This is a genomic window from Pontibacillus sp. ALD_SL1, from assembly GCF_017355605.1.
The window spans coordinates 2,795,748-2,813,669 of sequence record NZ_CP062974.1 but is presented as its reverse complement, the minus strand read 5'-3'; the positions used below and the strand labels follow the sequence as shown (position 1 = coordinate 2,813,669).

Sequence of the window (17,922 nt, the reverse complement as noted above, 5' to 3'; positions counted from 1 at the left end):
TCCATCGGGAAATGTGATATGTTACATAAAAACAAGGGAGTAGGTACATATGGCAGAGTTATGGTATGGTGGAACGATTTACACGATGAGCCAAGAAGGAGAGCAGGTAGAGGCTGTTGTCACGAAGAATGGCCGTATTGAGATGGCAGGTGCTCTTGAAGATGTGATGAAGAAGTGGGAAGGTTCTATTGATGTGGAACATCACCTTCAAGGCCAGGTCATGTACCCGGGTTTTGTAGATAGTCACTTGCACATCATTGGTCACGGTGAGAGGTTATTGCGTTTGGATTTATCGTTTATGAAGTCTCCTGAAGAGGTGAAGGAAGCGGTATCTTCTCACGCCTCACAACTTCCACCAGGAGAATGGCTTATTGGTGAGGGGTGGAATGAGAATCAGTGGGCAGACCCCCGTATTATACATAAATCAGAGTTAGATGAGATTTCAACCGATCATCCGATCATGCTAACTCGAGTGTGTCGACATGCACTGTTAGCTAATTCGAAGGCAATGGAGCTTGCTGGAGTTACAGAAGACAGTGTAGACCCTCAAGGGGGAAAGATTGTAAGGGATTATCGTGGTGCAACGACTGGATATTTCTTGGATGCGGCTCAAGAACCCATTAAGGCAGCTATGCCCGATTATAGTCAGTCTTATCTTGAAAAAGCTGTATCTGTGGCTGTAGAGGACCTTACGAGGAATGGCATCGTTGGTGGTCATAGTGAAGATCTTAATTACTACGGTGGTTTTAAAAAGACATATGGTGCTTTTCAAAATAGTATAGGAGCTCATCAATCGAAATTCAGGGCTCATCTTCTTGTTCATCATGAGGTATTAGATGACATGTTGACAGAAGATTTGACTTACAAGAGTGGATCAGATTTCGTTGAGCTTGGTGCTGTAAAGATTTTTTCTGATGGGGCTATCGGTGGCCGTACTGCTCTCTTATCTGAAGGCTATGAAGATGACAAAGGGAATAAAGGGATGGCTATCCACCAAGAAGAGCATTTAGCTCAGATTGTTAAAAAAGCACGAAAGCACAATCTGCCTGTAGCTGTTCATGCAATCGGGGATGAAGCTGTTGCAATGATTACACGCATATTAAATGGGGTACCTGATGCTCCGCATCGAGACCGTATTATTCATGCACAGTTTATGCGAGATGAGCTTTATGACCAGGTGAAGACGACGAACTCCATTGTGGATATTCAACCTACATTTGTTTCTTCTGATTTTCCATGGGTTTTAGAAAGAATTGGTGAACATCGTTTAAAGAATGCTTATCCTTGGAAGAGTCTGTTACAAAGTGGCATACCTTGTGCTGGTGGTTCAGATGCGCCGATCGAGGAGATTAACCCACTTTTAGCCATTCAAGCAGCGGTTACCCGCAAATCTGTTCACGATCAAAAGATGTACGGTAGAGAACAGTGTCTGACTATGTACGAAGCTGTTTCTCTTTATACAAAGGGGAGTGCATATGCAATTCATGAAGAGAGCAGGAGGGGACAGATTCTTAAAGGGTACGATGCAGATTTTACTGTTTTTGATCGCGACCTCTTTGCACTTCATCCCGATCGTCTGCTAGAAGCAAATGTAACAAGAACCGTTGTTGATGGTACAGTCGTTTATCAGCGTTAATCTAAAATAAGATATAAATAAACCGTCTAGAGTTCTCCTCTAGACGGTTTTTATTATAAAAACGTCCTCTTAACACGTTCCCAATAAGAGTTATCTTTCAATTTAATTGTTTTAATGACCTTGTCGCTTAAGTTAATTTTTACGCTTCGAATATTGCGTATAGGAAGGGCTTCATTATCGATTCCTAAGATTGGATAGTCGTTTCCATCTTGCACTAATTGTAAATTCAGTGTGCGATCACCACTTAGAATGAAAGAAGAGCCAAGTGTCCGATAACGGTTACTATTTATGGAAGCAAGTTCAGATACTTGGAAGCATGGAAGTTTAGGGTCCACCACGGCTCCTTTTGTTGATTTATTATACCCTGTGCTACCTGTAGGGGTGGCGACGATCAAACCGTCTCCTCGAAACGATTCAAATTGAATATCATCGATAAATACGTCAATCTGAATCGTTTTAATAAGAGTCGAACGCATGCTTAGTTCATTTAAGCAATAGAATGAAGATTCATTATTAATATTCGCCTCAATTACAGGGAACCGTCTGACCTCTAAAGCTTCATGCATCATAGAATGAACCATTTCATCAAAATGGTCTAAGTTAAAGTCACAGTATAGGCCTGATTCATTCTCGGAAGTTGTAACTCCTGTGTACAAGCAATCTTCCCGGAAACCTGTTTTTCTTACAGATTGAAGAAACATCCCGTCCCCGCCAACGCTAATAATGATATTGGCATCTTTATGATCTTGAACAATCTCAAATCCATTCTGTTTAGCTAAATCAAATAAGGGATTGAGCTTTTCAATAAGCTCGTCCTTATGTTGGTAGTAAAAGAATAACTTATTACGATTCATCATCATCTTCAACACTCCTCTTCGAATAGCGATATCATCTTTATTACATTTATCCCTATGTTCACATCATATCAAAAACGAAAGCGTTTTCTAAACAAATTAATGTCAGATTGTTTAAATTTTAAGAAAGGGGATGAAACTAGATAAAAAAGGAGGGATGAAAGAATGGTCTGGGTGTTGGCAATTGTTATCTTCTTTGTTGTTAATATTATTATCGTTTGGTTCTCTAGACTCTACATCACACTGACCTATCTGCATTCTTCTGATCGGGATTTTTTAAAAGTCGAATTACGCTTATGGAAATGGATCAGAATTAAAAAGGAAGTCCCTATGATGGCTTTAGATAAGGAGGATCTTTCTCTAAAGACAAAAGAGAAAACAGAGGTTGGAAATAAAAATAAAGGAGAACAGGAAAAATCTTATACTCCTGAAGAAGTCGTCAATCGTATTCAAAGTATTCAAGATCTTATTACAAGGGTTGTTGGGTTACATAAAATTATAAGACGATTTTTGAGGAAAGTTCATGTTCATACATTACTTTGGGATACTCAAGTTGGCACATCAAATGCCAGCATTACTGGCATGGTGTGTGGAGGAATTTGGTCTTTGAAAGGGACATTGGTTGGTGTGATCTCCAATTATATGAAACTACAAGGTCCACCTGAGATATACGTAACCCCCTATTTTCAGCAAAAGCATTCTCAGACTCGTTTGGAGTGTATGATTTCGTTTCGTTTTGGGCAAGCTATATTCGCAGTATTACAAGTCGTTCGGTACTCTCGTGGAAATATACCGAAGTGGCGGAAGAAACCCGCGTAATCTATATGAGGAGGTACAATCATGTCAGAACATCCGATTCAAGGTCTGATGACCACTGCTATGGAAAGCTTGAAAGATATGATTGATGTAAACACAATCATTGGTGATCCTGTTGAAACGCCAGATGGCAGTACATTAATCTTAACGGTATCAAAAGTAGGATTTGGCTTTGCAGCTGGAGGAAGTCAGTTCAAGCAAGACGGTGGTAATAGTAAGAACGGGCAACAACAAGGAAATGGTTCTAACTCTGGATCTAATGGTGAAGAACTTCCTTTTGGTGGAGGAAGCGGTGGTGGAGTCTCCATCACACCAATTGCTTTTTTAATTGTAAACAAAACATCAGGAGTGAAAATGATTCACTTGGATGAAAGCACTCATTTATATGAGCGGATGATTGATTTGGCACCACAGGCCGTACAAAAAATTCAAGACATACTTAGTAAAAATGGAGATAAACAAAATGGACAATCTTCTGGTAACAGAGGGCAGAGCCAGGGACAAAATGGCGGTCAGAATCAGGGGCAAAGTCAAGGACAAAACCAAGGTGGTTCAGATGGACAGAACTATTCCTGGTAGGAAATGATTAGACAAGGAAAGAAACTGCCCTCATAATAGTATGGGTCAGGCTCTTTCCTTATTTTATACATAAAAAGGATTCTGAAGAGCTTTCATACAGATCATTAGAGGAGGAATGCATCATGGCATCTATTACATTCAAAAATAATCCTGTTACACTAGTTGGTGACGAGGTTAAAGTAGGAGACAAAGCTCCTAACTTTACAGTGCTTGCTAATGACCTATCAGAAGTTTCTCTAGAGCAATATGGCGGGATTAAATTAATTAGTGTCATTCCATCAATTGATACGGGAGTTTGTGACGCCCAGACTCGTCGTTTTAATGAAGAAGCTGCTCAGTTAGACAATGTAAATGTTCTAACGATTAGCATGGACTTACCCTTTGCACAGCGTCGCTGGTGTGGTTCAAACGGTATTGAAAACGTAGACACGCTTTCTGACCATCGTGATGCTTACTTTGGAGAAGCTTTTGGCGTTCTAATTAAAGAAATGCGCCTTCTTGCACGTGCTGTATTTGTAGTGAACAGCAAAAATGAAGTTGTGCATGCTGAATATGTATCAGAAGCAACAAATCACCCTGATTACGAAGCAGCAATTTCTGCAGCAAAAGACGCTCAATAGAATCTAGACGTGCTAAAAAGGGCTAGGCATCTTGGTTTCTTCTTTCTTTGTATACAAAGCTGTATGCAACTTAGGGGTAGCAAGACGCCTAGCCTTTTTGTTAATAGAAAGACTATGGAATAAGCTTGTCTCTTTACATAGCCTTAAATAAGATGTAGCCTCTAATTTGGTATTCTTACGATGCATTTGCTAAACTAGTAAAGTTGAACGTGATGATAGGAGGAATAAACATGGATCAGTCTCATGTTGAATTATTATATACATGGCTCGATGAAACGGCCGAATTAATCGGTAAGGAAATCGACCTTTCATATTTAGAATTGCTCCCCTTAGCGGGAGAGGTCCTTCTTGAAGGGTCACCGTCTACAGATTATAGTGAAAGCCTTCAAGGTCAACTATCCGAAAAGATTAAAGCCATCCAAATTGAAAACTTCAAAAAAGAAGAAATTCGTAAAGGCTTGCAGCTTGCCATCTTAAAAGGGATGAAAGGATCAACTCAGCAACAGCATTTGATCACTCCTGATTCTGTAGCTATTTTTATGGGTTATTTAATTCAGAAAGTGCTTGGGGAACAAGAAGCGGTTCGATTGTTTGATCCTGCAACAGGCACAGCTAACCTTCTTACTGCAATCATAAATCAAATGGAACAATCGGTTGAAGCATACGGAAGTGAAGTCGACCCTACTTTAATTCAATTAGGACTTTTAAACGCCAATTTACAAAAAGCAGAAGTGGAGTTTTTCCACCAGGATAGCCTACGCCCGTTATTACTAGAACCAGTGGATATTGCGGTGGCGGACCTTCCGGTAGGGTATTACCCCGACGATCTGCAAGCAGCTAATTACAAATTAAAGGCAGAAGAAGGCCATTCGTATGCTCACCACTTGTTTATTGAACAAACGTTACACTATGTTAAAGAAGGCGGTTACTCTTTATTCTTAATTCCGAACTTTTTATTTGATAGTGACCAATCAGAACAGCTGCACGCCTTCTTACAAGAGAACGTTCATATTGTAGGTGTCCTGCAACTACCTGAATCCATGTTCAAGAATGAGAAATTTGGTAAGAGTATCTTCATCGTGCAGAAAAAAGGTCAAGACACCAATGCGCCTAAGCAAGCTCTAATGGCTAAGCTTCCTTCGTTCCAAAATGCAAAGGCAATGAATGATATGGTTAACCAAATTAACGATTGGTTTAAGTCGGAAAGAACGTCGTAATTTTCAGAAAATAAAGATTTCAACCAGAAACCGTTTCCAATTCCTGAATTGTCTTGAAAAGCTTGATGGCGGGTGGTTAAATGGGAAATGGTAATCATGAACCTAGAGTATTAAGGGGATGAAATAAATGTCAAAAATTTTATCAATTAATGCGGGTAGTTCTTCTCTAAAGTTTCAATTAATCGAGATGCCTGCTGAAGAAGTTGTTACAAAAGGTCTTGTTGAACGTATTGGTTTAGATGAAGCTGTATTTATGATTGAAGTGAACGGTGAGAAAGAGAAAACCGTTACAGATATTCCGAATCACGAAGTAGCTGTAAAGTTGCTAGTAGACAAGCTAACATCAACAGGTGTAATCCAATCCCTTGATGAAATTGACGGTATTGGTCACCGTGTTGTACACGGTGGAGAGCGTTTTGCCGATTCTGCTGTCGTTACCGAAGAAGTCATTCAAGAAATCGAAGCGGTTTCTGAATTAGCTCCTCTTCATAACCCGGCGAACCTTACAGGAATTCGTGCATTCCAAGAAGTGCTTCCAAATGTACCTGCGGTTGTTGTATTTGATACGGCATTCCACCAGTCCATGCCAGAGCAGTCTTACCTTTATAGCCTGCCGTACGAGTACTATGAAGAGTATGGCATTCGTAAATATGGTTTCCACGGTACTTCTCACAAGTTCGTTTCAGAGCGTGCTGCTGAAATGTTAAACCGTCCAATTGAACAGCTACGCATCCTTTCTTGCCATATTGGTAACGGTGCATCAATTGCTGCGATTGAAGGTGGCAAATCTGTAGATACATCCATGGGCTTCACACCACTTGCTGGTGTTACAATGGGAACTCGTTCAGGTAACATTGACCCTGCACTAATCCCATATATCATGGACAAAACAGGTAAAACAGCTGAAGAAGTAATCCGCGTTCTAAATAAAGAAAGTGGAATGCTTGCTCTTTCTGGTTCTTCTAGTGATATCCGCGATATCATTGAGAAAGCAGACCAAGGCGACGAGCGTGCAGAATTAGCTCTTGAAGTATTCGCAGCGCGTATTCACAAATACATCGGTTCTTACGCGGCTCGCATGCACGGCGTAGATGCGATTGTCTTTACTGCAGGCGTAGGTGAAAACTCTTCTCCTGTTCGTGAACGTGTCCTACAAGGTTTAGAATTCATGGGCGTATACTGGGACCCATCATTAAACAAAGGAATTCAAGGAGACGAAGCGTTCATTAGCTACCCTCATTCTCCAGTTAAAGTAATGGTCATCCCAACGAACGAAGAAGTTGTCATCGCGCGTGACACGGTTCGTTTAACTCAATAGAATTTCTCTCTAAAATAACCTTTCCTATTTGGTTTCCAGATGGGAAGGTTATTTTTTAATTTTATTTTACCCTTGCCTGAGAGAGAAAATTGTATGTTCCCCGACCTTCAACTAGAAGGTGACTTTAAGCTCTTGAAGTTGAATACCCTAATTGTAAAAGATAGGGACCATGAGTTTCCTGCTTTTTGTAAACGCTCGCAATTTTTAGTGAATAAAGCTAAAATAAAGATGAAGCAACGCTACGGATAAGGGGTGGAGTAATGAGTAATGAGCGTGTCATGAGTGATATACAGGCCTGGGAGAAACAATGGGAAGATTATCAGTCGACTGATTTCACAGTACTATATGATCAATGGATGAAGCGATCGTTTCGCAATGTGAATCCTAAAGCGAAACAGACTTTTTTTAATCAGTTTGATCAGTGGTTGTTTCACACACATGCCTATATCCAAGGGTCTGCTTTTCAAACAGAGGCCAGGCAACGAATTTTAACGAGCGGACGAATTTTCCGATCTGACATTGAGTACTTAGAAGATATGCGAAAACTTCCAATTGATCAGCTCACCTATTTAGCTCATCAACAGATCGCAAAAGGAAAGTTATATTCTTTTGCGCAAGGAGGACTTACAGGTACAGGTGGTTGGTTGCTATTAGGAATTGATTTCCCTCTAATGATGATAATGAATGTAAGGGCTGTCCAATTAATCGGACTAACATTTGGATATGAAATCAATCATCCGTATGAAATGATGTTATCCTTGAAGGTATTTCACGCAGCTACACTCCCGAAACGATTACAGAAAGAAGCGTGGGAAGAATTGAAAGTTGAACTCTCCAATCATACATCTCCCTTTATATACGAAGGGGATGAGAAGCTGACTGATGAAACGTGGTTAGAACAGCCAATGAAACAAGGGATGAAATCTTTATTTATCCTTATGTTTAGAAAGAAGATCATACAGGGGCTTCCACTTGTAAGTATGGTCATCGGAGCGAACGCCAACTACCAACTAACGAAGCAGGTCACTTCCTTTGCTCTTCGTTTTTACCAATATCGCCATATTACAGAGTATCAGGGTTCTTCAACGTAAAAGCTCAGACATCATGTCTGAGCTTTTTTGTTTTGGTTAGTGTTATTTACTTTCACTTACATTAAGGCTTATGAGTTATCAGGACGAACAACGAGTACATCGCAGCTTGCATAACGGGTGATGTGCTCAGAAACACTGCCGATAAAGAAGCGCTCTACTGCGTTTAACCCAGTTGCTCCGCATATGATTAAATCCGCTTGAAATTTTGGTGCAACTTCTTTAGCGATCTTTACTTTAGGAGATCCGTATTCAACGTCTACAACAACTGATTGTACACCCTGGTCTTTTGCATGATTTTCGTATTTGGTCAAGATTTCTGTTGCATACTCTTCTGCCCTGATTGCAAGCGAACGATCATATGCTTCAACAGTGGCAAAAGCACGTGTATCTACGACATGAGAAAGGTATAATGTTGCATCATTTCGTTTAGCAATTTCAACGGCTTTTTCAAAAGCATACTCTGATGCATCAGAACCATCAACGGCTACGACAATTCGTTTGTATTCAAAAGACATAACACATCTCTCCCTTCTTTCCTTTATTATATCATGTAAGCGCACTCAATTGGTAAAAGGTGTGGGGAGGATTAAGTCGAAACTGTGACATACTACAATTGTGGAGGTGCTTGATATGCAAAACAAAGATAAGAAGAACAAATTAGGTTTAACTTATGATGCCGAAGGGGAAAACATGGTAGCGAGTCAGCTTCGTGACAGCTATCAAAGTGGCTATATTGATGAAAATGCTCAGCGTGAACGTGAGCAATTAAAAGGGATCAAACCTCGATAAAAAATGCCTCATCCTGAGTCTTACACGAACTCAGGATGAGGTTTTTTATTGCTTGCGGCAATCCAGTAACTAAACCCAACGGCTACGAATGTAATGAAACCAGGTGAAAAGGCGTCTGGAAGAAGGAAGTAAAGGGCGCTTCCTAATAAGACAAACCATAATGGAAGTTTATAGATCGCTTGCTCTTTTTTAATCTTTTGTAGGGATTCAAAAGGTAATACTCCTTTTTTTATCACTAAAAAATCTACAACAATAACAGCTGAAATAGGAATAATAAATCCGCCTAGTATAGAGATAAACTGCTCTGCCTCACTAACAAGGGTGGGATAAGAACTTAATAACACACCTAGAGATCCAAAAATCACGGCGCTTTTCACTCTCGATAACCCTGAGAAGGTATTCAGTAAACTATACCCACCTGTATAGGCGTTGCTGATATTAATCGAAATCATGGAGACCATGGCTGTAAGCGTGATAATCCCCAGAAACCAAGGTGAATTGGTAGCATTACTTGCTGAAACGTAAGGGTTTAATTCGTTAAATAGAATGGCTGAACTACAGCCGATGATGGCGGTAATAAGGAACCCTATACTATTCCCGATCCATAAGCCAAGAGCCCCTTGTCTGGGACTTTTAGCGTAGCGTGTCATATCGGCTGAAGCGCTAACCCCTGACACGTATTGTACGAAAGCTAAACTAGCGAAAAAGACCATCATGCTTATACTGCCGTGCCCTTGTTCAGGTGAAAGCGTAACGAGTGAACTAGAAGCTTTATTTGTAGTAAAGTATAAGTAAAGCATCACACCTTCTCCTACCAGCAATAGTGGTAGAAAGTAAGAGGTAGCTTTTTTGACAGCACCAAATCCTACAATAGCTAAGAGTACCATAAGGATGGAGAGGGGTAGCGAGAACATTAAAAATGGATATTGCTCTCCTGTCATACGTACAATTAATTGTTGAAGGACATACGTTCCTCCGATCGTTTGCACACTGAACCAATAGAGCGATGTTATACTACGAATAGGAGAAGAGATGTATCTGGCCCCTTTACCTCCAAGCATCGTACGAATTGCGTACTGAGATGGGATTCCATATAAAGAACCAGGATAAGATAAGAGTGATACAAAAATAAATCCTAAAATTGCACCAATACTTGTAGCGAATACAGCTGCAAGGAAAGATAAGTTTCCTTTTAGCACAGCCAAAGCAGGAATCAGAAAATTACCAGCGTTAGCGGATATGGCGATTTGAATAATGGCATATTGATACCAAGGTGTTGTTCTTTCAGAAGCAGGTACTGCATCTAAGCCAATTCTCTCTACAAAGGATTGCTTAGCTGAAGCTGCTTGATCCATAACGTCACTTCCTCTCTTAGCACATTAATTGTACATATATACAGAAGAAATTGTAAATATAAAAGGAGGTAGAGTACATGCGACACGCTATTATTACAGCAGGAGCGAAAGGGTTAGGAAGAAGAGTAACAGAAGAATTTTTAGAAGCGGGCTTCTCTGTTACCCTTACATATCGAAACAATTATGAGAAAGTTGAGGAGCTGTTAGAGCAGTATACTTCTATAAAAGAACGAATTCATGCTGTAAAAGCAGACGTAACAAATAAGGCAGACATTGAACACTTAGTGAATGAGGCAATGAGTAAGTACGGACGTGTTGACGTACTCGTTAACAATGCAGGACCATACATTTTCGAGCGTAAGAAACTAATGGATTACACAGAAGATGAATGGGATACAATGGTTCGTGGAAATTTAGACGCTGTCTTCTACTTATTAAAGGCTGTGGTTCCCATTATGAGAAAGCAACATTACGGCCGCATTATTAATTATGGATTTCAAGACGCGACTAACGCCCCTGGCTGGGTGTATCGAGCAGCTTTTGCTGCGGCTAAAACAGGGCTTGTTTCTCTTACTAAGTCTATCGCTTTTGAAGAGGCTGAGTATGGAATCACTTCCAACATGGTGTGTCCTGGGAAAATTGAAGGGGATTTAAAAGAAGCATCTATTGGAAAAGGGAAAGAAATTGTTGATCCAAAAACGCCTATTGGTCGCTCTGGAACAGGAGGAGATATAGCAAGGTCTATTCTATTTTTAAGTGATGAAAATGCAGATATGATAACAGGAACGATTATGGAAGTAACTGGTGGGGTAGATGTTATTCATAAGAACCGTCAATTTAAATAGTCCATTCTTGTATAAGGCAACTGTAATACAGTCCGCTAATTGCTGTAGTACTAGTGACTTAAAAAGTAGAGCTACGTAATGTAATTTTGTTACAATGAAAAGGCTTACAAAAATATTTGCTATTAAGTGAGGCAGTTTTTCACGCAAGAGCTCAATAGGAGGGTAAGGAATGAAAATTGGCGTGCCGAAGGAAATTAAAAACAATGAAAATCGAGTAGCTATGACACCTGCTGGGGTTATGTCGTTAAAGAGTGCGGGTCATGACGTTGTTGTCGAAGTTGGCGCAGGAATCGGATCTGGCTTCTTGGATAAAGAATACGTAAACGCCGGGGCTACACTTGTTGAAACAGCTTCAGAAGCATGGTCCCAAGAGATGGTTATGAAGGTGAAAGAGCCTCTTAAAGAAGAGTTTGAACATTTCCATGAAGGTCTAATCCTATTTACATACCTACACTTAGCTCCTGAACCTGAATTAACAAAGGCGTTAATTGATAACAAAGTAGTTGCTATTGCGTACGAGACAGTACAAGCACCTAATGGCACATTGCCTCTTCTTACTCCGATGAGTGAGGTAGCTGGGCGCATGGCTTCTCAAATTGGAGCTCAATTTCTTGAAAAGTCAAAAGGTGGTATGGGAATTCTATTGGGAGGAATTCCTGGTGTTAGAAGAGGGAAAGTGACAATCATTGGTGGTGGTGTTGTTGGAACAAACGCTGCAAAGATTGCTATGGGGCTTGGAGCAGATGTGACAATTATAGACTTGAGTCCTGTGCGTCTCAGGGAACTTGATGACATATTTGGGTCTTCGATTAATACGATAATGTCGAACCCATTAAATATAGCAAGGGAATTGCGAACATCTGACTTGGTCATTGGAGCTGTTCTTATTCCTGGTGCTAAAGCACCTAAACTCGTTACGGAGGACATGGTGAAAGAAATGATGGATGGCTCGGTGATTGTAGATGTAGCCATTGACCAAGGTGGAATATTTGAGACAACAGATCGAATTACTACCCATGATGCACCGACTTATGAGAAATATGGTGTTTTACATTACACGGTCGCGAACATGCCCGGAGCAGTTCCGCGAACCTCTACGATTGGGTTAACAAACGTCACCGTGCCGTACGCGTTGCAACTCGCTAATAAGGGATACAAAAGAGCGAGTCTCGATAACGAAGCTTTGTTGAAGGGGATCAATACTCTGAGAGGGTTTGTGACGTATAAGGCAGTAGCTGAAGCTCATGAACTTGAGTATTGTAATGTTCATGAACTTTTAAACGAATAGATCAGGTGAAGAGGGCAGGCTAAAAAAAGGTCTGTCCTATCGTGTACCATTCAACCGCTGTATGAATGAAATGAATAATCATTTTTTACCAGATAAATGAAACGCAAACCTTTTACGTCCGTATAAGAGGAGTATAGAACCAATCCAATAGATGAGGTGATGGAGCTTGGGGTTATTTTCAAAGTTGTTTCAGAAATCTAAGCCGAAGGAAAATGATGTGAAAGATAGAACGCCCCTAACGATACAAGTTGGGGATATCGTTACTTACGATTTAATGGATTATGAAGTGGTAGGCAAAATCACTTACAAGGATGGTTCTTATAAATGGTATGCATACCAACTTTTAGAAGGAAGGAATACGATATGGCTTTCTGCTGAAATGGACGATGAATTAGAGTTAGGTATTTATAAGACCGTTTCCTTATCGCTTGATGAACCTTTTCCTCAGAAGCTTGAATTTGAGGGCCAAACCTATCACTTAGAAGAGGAAGGTAAGGCGAATGTTAGTGGAGAAGGAAGAAGTGAGAATATCGATGGCCGTGTAACTCATTATGGGGATTATAGTGATGCAGATGGTGAGCAATTCTTAAGTGTAGAAACATGGGGAACAGGAACAGAAGTAAGCCTTGGGACTTCCGTTGAAGAATATGAGATCAAAATACTTGCGGGTTCATAATTAAAAGGAGGATTTTCTTATGTTTAAACTGTTTAAACGTGTAGGCACAGTTGTTAACTCTGAATTAAATGCAATGCTTGATAAGGCAGAGGATCCTGTGAAAATGTTAGATCAATTTATGAGGGATATGGAAAAGGATATACGTGAAGCAGAAAGCGCAGTCGCTAAACAAATTGCTAATGAAAAGATGTTAAAAAGAAAGTATGACGATGCACAAGCGCTAGTAGAGAAGCGTCAAGACCAAGCAGAAAAGGCCATTGAAGCTGGGAATGAAGACTTAGCCAAACGCGCTTTACAAGATAAGAAAAATCAGCAAGAGCAATATGATTCTTTGAAGGAATCCTGGGAAAGGGCTAAATCGGATTCTGAATCTTTAAGACAAAAGTTAGATGAAATGAAGAAAGAATATCAGGAAATGAAATTAAAGAAAGATTCCTTGAAGGCAAGAGCTGAATCGGCTAAGACACGTACGAAAATGAATCGTACCATGTCAGGTATTTCAAGTGATGAATCTAAGCGAGGGTTCGAGCGTATGGAAGAAAAGGTTATGAAGTATGAAGCAGAGGCGGAAACAAGTGAAGATTTGTCGAGTGAATCACGTTCCTTGGATGACGAATTTGAAGAATTAGAAAAGGATAGCGTCGATGACGAATTAGCTGAGTTAAAGAAGAAATTAGGGAAAGAATAAGGAGATGCTTTAGAGGCCTGCTTCTAATGGAGCTGGCCCTTCCTTTGTGAGGAAATTGTATGTGATGGAGGTGAATAAAAAATGAGGGGCGCTTTTATTCTTATTATTCTTTCTTTTGTTGCTTTATCTGGATGTAGCCAGGGACTGGAACCGTTTGATGAAGGTATTGGTGATTCGAACAGTGGGATGTCTGGTTCTCGTACATATACGTTTCCTGAAGAACCCCCTAAAGAAGAGATGCTAGAACAAATAAGAAACAAGAAGAATACTTCTCCTGAGGAACTAGTCAGTTCAGTATTTCCGCTTTTGGATGTGGTAGAAGGATCTTCTTCGAATCAAGAAGCTCGTATATACGTGACGCAGCAATTTACGATACAAGAATTAACTACGTCTTTAACCGATGCCTTCCCTCCTGATGAAGAGAGTGAGATCAAGAATGGGAAGCAGATATTAATTTATCCTGAACAATTCATAAGCTTTAAAGAAAGTGAACAAGATGAAGATGCTGTGTTAATCGAACTAGCCAGTGATCGATTTGTAAGGGATAATTATTCACCTAATTATTTTAACGGTTTCTTTGCCTTGTGGGTGTTAGATGAAGTTCTTGACGTCGACGACTGGGGGAAGAAGCGAAAAAGAATTTGTGCTAGTAGTGGATGTTATGGAGGCTATTCCAGCAGTAAATACCGACCGGGTCAGGCAGGAAGTTTACGTGGATCTAGTGGTCGAGGTGGCGGGCCAGGAACAGGAAAATAACCAAAGAAGGGTGATCATTCATGGAGCCATTTTTATGGACATTTTACTATTTTGTAGTAGCTATCGTAGTAGTGTTTATCGGACTTTTAATATTTGAGAAGATAACGAAACAATACAAGGATTGGGAAGAAATAAAAAACGGAAATACAGCAATCGCTCTATCCATTGCTGGTAAAATAATAGGGATCTGTATCATTTTATCATTTGCTATTTATCACTCGTTACAGCTGATGGATACATTAATTTGGGGAGCGTATGGGGTCTTCTTACAAATGATCGCTTATCTATTATTCGAATTCATGACCCGTCGTTTCTCTGTGGAGGACCAGCTTAAAGAAAATAATATAGCTGTTGGGATCGTTACGATGGGAGTATCCATTGGTCTTGCTTTTGTAATAGGAGCTTCGATAACCTAGACACGTACCCTTCGCTCCCTATGGGGTGAAGGATTTTTCTATTGGGGAGAATTGTTGAATACTCGAAACTGAGATAACGTGACTGTTTGCTGTAATTGCGCGTAAGGTGGTTCGGGAAATCACTCGCTTCCCAGCTCCCCGCAGGAAAGCGAGTGGTCCGCCAGCCAGCCCAAGCACTTTTATCGTGTCGGACACTGAGGCACAAAGTCGGTTTGGTCATTCTACTATTAAGCTGTTAGGAGGGATATGTGTGGAGGCGAAGGCGGTGAGGCAGAGTAAGCTCATTTATTGGGCCTCTGGGATTGTTTCAATCTGTGGCATTATTTTTGAAGTATTATTCGGAGCGCTTGGGTCCTACATACTAGGAGATGGTGTGAAACAGTATACGCTAACGATATCTCTCTTCCTGACTGGAATGGGGGTTGGGGCTTCGGTTAGTGAGCGGATTATGAAAGATTTAATTACGGCTTTTGTTCGTGTGGAGTTTGCGGTTGCCTTAATTGGAGGGTTTTCAAGCTTTCTTATGTTTGGAATCACTGCTTTTGCTCCAGAGGGGTCTGAAGCTTTGTTCTTGTATACAGTGACATTTAGCATTGGTGCTTTAACTGGTGTAGAACTACCTATATTGATACGTAAGGCAAATGAGATCGGTGTAGAACTTAATCGTTCCACAGCTCGTGTGTTGTTCTCAGATTATGCTGGTGGGCTGATTGGTGGATTACTGTTTGCTTTTTATCTGCGTCCTCAAATGGGAATGGTGAAAAGTGCATTTGTCGTTGGGGTTATTAACCTTTTTGTTGCTTTATTGGTTCTTTGGTTGTTTCGAAAAGAAATCTCTTATCTAAAGATACATATGGCGGCTGGCACGCTAATCGGTGTCATGCTTATCGCTGGTGTTTTATTTGGTGAGGAGATGGCTTTCTCTTTCGAACAAAAGCTCTACAAGGATCCAATTATACATATGGAGGACACTGCATACCAACGAATTGTATTAACGAAAGAGCAGGGAGATACAAGACTATACCTAAATGGAGCTTTACAATTTAGCTCAGCGGATGAATACCGCTATCATGAAACGCTGGTACACCCTGCAATGGCTAAAGCCTCCTCTACTGAAAACGTGTTGCTTCTTGGGGGAGGAGATGGGTTAGCGGTTCGAGAAATACTTAAATATGAGGATGTTCAAACCATTACAGTCGTAGACCTTGACCCTAGAATGACAGAACTTGCCCAAACAAATTTTCATTTGTTGCAACTAAACGAAGATGCTTTAAGTGATAGTCGAGTAAGTGTTTTAAATCGAGATGCCTTTAAGTATTTAAAGCAATCAGAAGAAATGTATGATGTTGTCATTGTGGATCTTCCTGACCCTAATAATGAGAGTTTAAATAAATTATATACATGGGAATTCTATTCTCTCGTTCGAAATCACCTCAAGAGTGAAGGCACCATCATGGTTCAGGCCACGAGTCCTGTATTTGCAACATCCGTTTATTGGACGATATCTGAGACCATTGCTTCAACGGGATTACATACAAAGAATCTTCACATTGATGTTCCGAGTTTTGGGAACTGGGGATTTGTACTGGCAAGCCGTACTCCGACAAGGATGGATCAGCTTTCCATAAAGGCTCCAACTCGTTACCTAACTCAAGATATGCTTGAAGCACTGACTGTTTTTGGGAAGGATGAAGATAGGGAGATTGAGGGTATTGAACTAAAACCAAATACATTAATTGATCCTCATTTAATTGAAAAGTATGAACAAGCATGGAAGAACTACTAAACGGGTAAAGACATAAGTGAAGGTACTATTAATTGATTAAAAGGAGAGGTTTTCTGTGAAGGTATCCTACCACGGACATTCTGTTGTGAAAATTGAAACAAACGAACATACGATTTTAATTGACCCTTACATTTCGGAGCAGGGAAACTGCGACCTTGATGCTAGTACAATTGAAGCGGACGTTATCTTATTAACCCATGGTCATAACGATCACGTTGGAGACACGGTGGAGATTGCTAAACGAAATGATTCTTTTGTTGTTGCTCCATTTGAACTCGCTACTTATTTGGGGAATAAAGGTTTAAACACTCACCCAATGTATATTGGAGGAGCGCATACGTTTGACTTTGGTACGCTTAAGTTTACACAAGCTTTTCATGGTTCTTCTTATACAGAGGAAGACGGAACGATTGTTTACACAGGTATGCCAACAGGAATCCTATTCACCTACGAAGGGAAAACGATTTATCACGCAGGTGATACCGGGTTATTTAGTGATATGAAACTGATTGGTGAACGAAATAACATTGATTTAGCTTTCTTGCCAATAGGTGATAATTTTACAATGGGACCAGAGGATGCAACATTAGCTGCGGAGTGGCTTCAAGCTAAACACGTTGTGCCCGTTCATTACAACACTTTCCCTCTTATCGAGCAAGACGGTGAAGCCTTTGCTCAAGGAATAAAAGGCGGAGCTGGAAAAGTCTTGCAAGTTGGTGAATCACTGACTCTTTAGAAAATAAGGATGCTCGGAGCCTATGTTATTTAATAACATAGGCTCTCATTGTTTTGTGAATCTCTTTCTTCCTACATCATGTTCTGCTTTGATACTTCATATAATTAGGACAAGAACACGGAGGTGGAGGACGAGATGAGACAACATGCATTATTAAGATTATTGTTAGCGTGCTTTCTGTTTTATGTAGCGTGGCCTTCCGTACAGGTACAGGGTAGTGCGGCAGGGTCTTATTTTTGGATGGCTTGGCTTATTTTTTTGTTTATGATAATTGGGGCAAACCTAGCGCTTTTACTAAATTTGCGGGTTCAGCTTGTGTATAGAGAAGAAGAAGTAAAAGAAGAAAAGCAGTTTTCTCTTGGTAAAAATTGAAGCCATGATCGTTCATCTGTATAATAACACTAAGAAGGAATATGACTAGTACAGTTTGTATAGTTCGGAAAGCATGGTGAATTA

General features: G+C 40.3%; 20 protein-coding genes. 17 read left to right on the top strand and 3 right to left on the bottom strand.

Features of this window, described 5'->3' with window-relative positions; genetic code table 11:
- Window positions 1–49: 49 nt before the first annotated feature.
- On the top strand, window positions 50–1,636 hold the full coding sequence (locus tag IMZ31_RS14295; RefSeq protein ID WP_207527990.1) for an amidohydrolase: 1,587 nt from the start codon (window positions 50–52) through the stop codon (window positions 1,634–1,636).
- A gap of 53 nt (window positions 1,637–1,689) precedes the next feature.
- Here IMZ31_RS14295 and IMZ31_RS14290 read toward each other — a convergent pair whose 3' ends face one another.
- The gene (locus IMZ31_RS14290) at window positions 1,690–2,493 is read right to left on the bottom strand and encodes an NAD kinase (RefSeq protein WP_207530409.1); all 804 of its coding nucleotides are present in this window, start codon (window positions 2,491–2,493) and stop codon (window positions 1,690–1,692) included.
- A 162-nt stretch (window positions 2,494–2,655) separates the two neighbouring features.
- On the opposite strand from IMZ31_RS14290, the gene IMZ31_RS14285 reads away from it, so the two are divergent.
- From IMZ31_RS14285 to IMZ31_RS14260, 6 genes are all read left to right on the top strand, one after another.
- Window positions 2,656–3,309 carry a DUF2953 domain-containing protein gene (locus tag IMZ31_RS14285; protein ID WP_207527989.1) on the top strand — a complete coding sequence of 218 codons (654 nt, stop codon included), beginning with the start codon at window positions 2,656–2,658 and terminating at the stop codon, window positions 3,307–3,309.
- Window positions 3,310–3,330: 21 nt separating this feature from the next.
- A complete protein-coding gene (gene ytfJ, locus IMZ31_RS14280; RefSeq protein ID WP_207527988.1) occupies window positions 3,331–3,885 on the top strand; it encodes a GerW family sporulation protein in 555 nt (184 codons plus the stop codon).
- A 122-nt stretch (window positions 3,886–4,007) separates the two neighbouring features.
- A complete protein-coding gene (tpx, locus tag IMZ31_RS14275) occupies window positions 4,008–4,505 on the top strand; it encodes a thiol peroxidase (RefSeq protein ID WP_207527987.1) in 498 nt (165 codons plus the stop codon).
- A 230-nt stretch (window positions 4,506–4,735) separates the two neighbouring features.
- Window positions 4,736–5,722, top strand: a complete 987-nt coding sequence (locus IMZ31_RS14270; protein ID WP_207527986.1) for a class I SAM-dependent methyltransferase — start codon at window positions 4,736–4,738, stop codon at window positions 5,720–5,722.
- A 127-nt stretch (window positions 5,723–5,849) separates the two neighbouring features.
- The gene (locus IMZ31_RS14265; RefSeq protein ID WP_207527985.1) at window positions 5,850–7,040 is read left to right on the top strand and encodes an acetate kinase; all 1,191 of its coding nucleotides are present in this window, start codon (window positions 5,850–5,852) and stop codon (window positions 7,038–7,040) included.
- 260 nt (window positions 7,041–7,300) lie between these two features.
- Window positions 7,301–8,131: an EcsC family protein gene (locus IMZ31_RS14260; RefSeq protein ID WP_207527984.1), complete on the top strand. Its 831-nt coding sequence runs from the start codon at window positions 7,301–7,303 to the stop codon at window positions 8,129–8,131.
- Window positions 8,132–8,199: 68 nt separating this feature from the next.
- Here the strand turns inward: IMZ31_RS14260 and IMZ31_RS14255 are convergent, their stop codons facing one another.
- Window positions 8,200–8,646, bottom strand: coding sequence for a universal stress protein (locus tag IMZ31_RS14255; protein WP_207527983.1), 447 nt, complete (start codon window positions 8,644–8,646; stop codon window positions 8,200–8,202).
- A 115-nt stretch (window positions 8,647–8,761) separates the two neighbouring features.
- Here IMZ31_RS14255 and IMZ31_RS14250 point away from each other — a divergent pair, with 115 nt between their 5' ends.
- Window positions 8,762–8,920 (top strand): hypothetical protein, encoded by a 159-nt coding sequence (locus IMZ31_RS14250; protein ID WP_156969168.1) that lies wholly within the window; start codon window positions 8,762–8,764, stop codon window positions 8,918–8,920.
- Between the two features lie 20 nt (window positions 8,921–8,940).
- Here the strand turns inward: IMZ31_RS14250 and IMZ31_RS14245 are convergent, their stop codons facing one another.
- Window positions 8,941–10,275: a purine-cytosine permease family protein gene (locus tag IMZ31_RS14245; protein ID WP_207527982.1), complete on the bottom strand. Its 1,335-nt coding sequence runs from the start codon at window positions 10,273–10,275 to the stop codon at window positions 8,941–8,943.
- Between the two features lie 77 nt (window positions 10,276–10,352).
- Between IMZ31_RS14245 and IMZ31_RS14240 the strand changes: the two genes are divergently transcribed.
- The 9 genes from IMZ31_RS14240 (at window position 10,353) to IMZ31_RS14200 (ending at window position 17,838) form a co-directional block, all read left to right on the top strand.
- Entirely contained in the window at window positions 10,353–11,120 is a 768-nt protein-coding gene (locus tag IMZ31_RS14240; RefSeq protein ID WP_207527981.1) for an SDR family oxidoreductase, read from the top strand.
- A 169-nt stretch (window positions 11,121–11,289) separates the two neighbouring features.
- Window positions 11,290–12,408, top strand: coding sequence for an alanine dehydrogenase (gene ald / locus IMZ31_RS14235; protein WP_207527980.1), 1,119 nt, complete (start codon window positions 11,290–11,292; stop codon window positions 12,406–12,408).
- A 166-nt stretch (window positions 12,409–12,574) separates the two neighbouring features.
- Entirely contained in the window at window positions 12,575–13,084 is a 510-nt protein-coding gene (locus IMZ31_RS14230) for a DUF4178 domain-containing protein (protein ID WP_207527979.1), read from the top strand.
- Window positions 13,085–13,103: 19 nt separating this feature from the next.
- Entirely contained in the window at window positions 13,104–13,772 is a 669-nt protein-coding gene (locus IMZ31_RS14225; protein WP_207527978.1) for a PspA/IM30 family protein, read from the top strand.
- Between the two features lie 81 nt (window positions 13,773–13,853).
- Complete coding sequence (locus IMZ31_RS14220) at window positions 13,854–14,528, top strand: DUF4247 domain-containing protein (protein WP_207527977.1); 675 nt, start codon at window positions 13,854–13,856, stop codon at window positions 14,526–14,528.
- Window positions 14,529–14,548: 20 nt separating this feature from the next.
- Window positions 14,549–14,944: a DUF350 domain-containing protein gene (locus IMZ31_RS14215; RefSeq protein WP_036784388.1), complete on the top strand. Its 396-nt coding sequence runs from the start codon at window positions 14,549–14,551 to the stop codon at window positions 14,942–14,944.
- A gap of 250 nt (window positions 14,945–15,194) precedes the next feature.
- Entirely contained in the window at window positions 15,195–16,730 is a 1,536-nt protein-coding gene (locus IMZ31_RS14210) for a polyamine aminopropyltransferase (protein WP_207527976.1), read from the top strand.
- A gap of 55 nt (window positions 16,731–16,785) precedes the next feature.
- Window positions 16,786–17,466, top strand: coding sequence for a metal-dependent hydrolase (locus IMZ31_RS14205; RefSeq protein ID WP_207527975.1), 681 nt, complete (start codon window positions 16,786–16,788; stop codon window positions 17,464–17,466).
- A 135-nt stretch (window positions 17,467–17,601) separates the two neighbouring features.
- Window positions 17,602–17,838, top strand: coding sequence for a hypothetical protein (locus IMZ31_RS14200; protein ID WP_207527974.1), 237 nt, complete (start codon window positions 17,602–17,604; stop codon window positions 17,836–17,838).
- The last annotated feature ends 84 nt before the right edge of the window (window positions 17,839–17,922 follow it).

Bases quoted from the DNA above. Each gene is read 5' to 3' on its own strand.
- IMZ31_RS14295 (WP_207527990.1), top strand. From the start codon at position 50: ATGGCAGAGTTATGGTATGGTGGAACGATTTACACGATGAGCCAAGAA.
- IMZ31_RS14290 (WP_207530409.1), bottom strand. From the start codon at position 2,493: ATGATGAATCGTAATAAGTTATTCTTTTACTACCAACATAAGGACGAG.
- IMZ31_RS14285 (WP_207527989.1), top strand. From the start codon at position 2,656: ATGGTCTGGGTGTTGGCAATTGTTATCTTCTTTGTTGTTAATATTATT.
- ytfJ (WP_207527988.1), top strand. From the start codon at position 3,331: ATGTCAGAACATCCGATTCAAGGTCTGATGACCACTGCTATGGAAAGC.
- tpx (WP_207527987.1), top strand. From the start codon at position 4,008: ATGGCATCTATTACATTCAAAAATAATCCTGTTACACTAGTTGGTGAC.
- IMZ31_RS14270 (WP_207527986.1), top strand. From the start codon at position 4,736: ATGGATCAGTCTCATGTTGAATTATTATATACATGGCTCGATGAAACG.
- IMZ31_RS14265 (WP_207527985.1), top strand. From the start codon at position 5,850: ATGTCAAAAATTTTATCAATTAATGCGGGTAGTTCTTCTCTAAAGTTT.
- IMZ31_RS14260 (WP_207527984.1), top strand. From the start codon at position 7,301: ATGAGTAATGAGCGTGTCATGAGTGATATACAGGCCTGGGAGAAACAA.
- IMZ31_RS14255 (WP_207527983.1), bottom strand. From the start codon at position 8,646: ATGTCTTTTGAATACAAACGAATTGTCGTAGCCGTTGATGGTTCTGAT.
- IMZ31_RS14250 (WP_156969168.1), top strand. From the start codon at position 8,762: ATGCAAAACAAAGATAAGAAGAACAAATTAGGTTTAACTTATGATGCC.
- IMZ31_RS14245 (WP_207527982.1), bottom strand. From the start codon at position 10,275: ATGGATCAAGCAGCTTCAGCTAAGCAATCCTTTGTAGAGAGAATTGGC.
- IMZ31_RS14240 (WP_207527981.1), top strand. From the start codon at position 10,353: ATGCGACACGCTATTATTACAGCAGGAGCGAAAGGGTTAGGAAGAAGA.
- ald (WP_207527980.1), top strand. From the start codon at position 11,290: ATGAAAATTGGCGTGCCGAAGGAAATTAAAAACAATGAAAATCGAGTA.
- IMZ31_RS14225 (WP_207527978.1), top strand. From the start codon at position 13,104: ATGTTTAAACTGTTTAAACGTGTAGGCACAGTTGTTAACTCTGAATTA.
- IMZ31_RS14220 (WP_207527977.1), top strand. From the start codon at position 13,854: ATGAGGGGCGCTTTTATTCTTATTATTCTTTCTTTTGTTGCTTTATCT.
- IMZ31_RS14215 (WP_036784388.1), top strand. From the start codon at position 14,549: ATGGAGCCATTTTTATGGACATTTTACTATTTTGTAGTAGCTATCGTA.
- IMZ31_RS14200 (WP_207527974.1), top strand. From the start codon at position 17,602: ATGAGACAACATGCATTATTAAGATTATTGTTAGCGTGCTTTCTGTTT.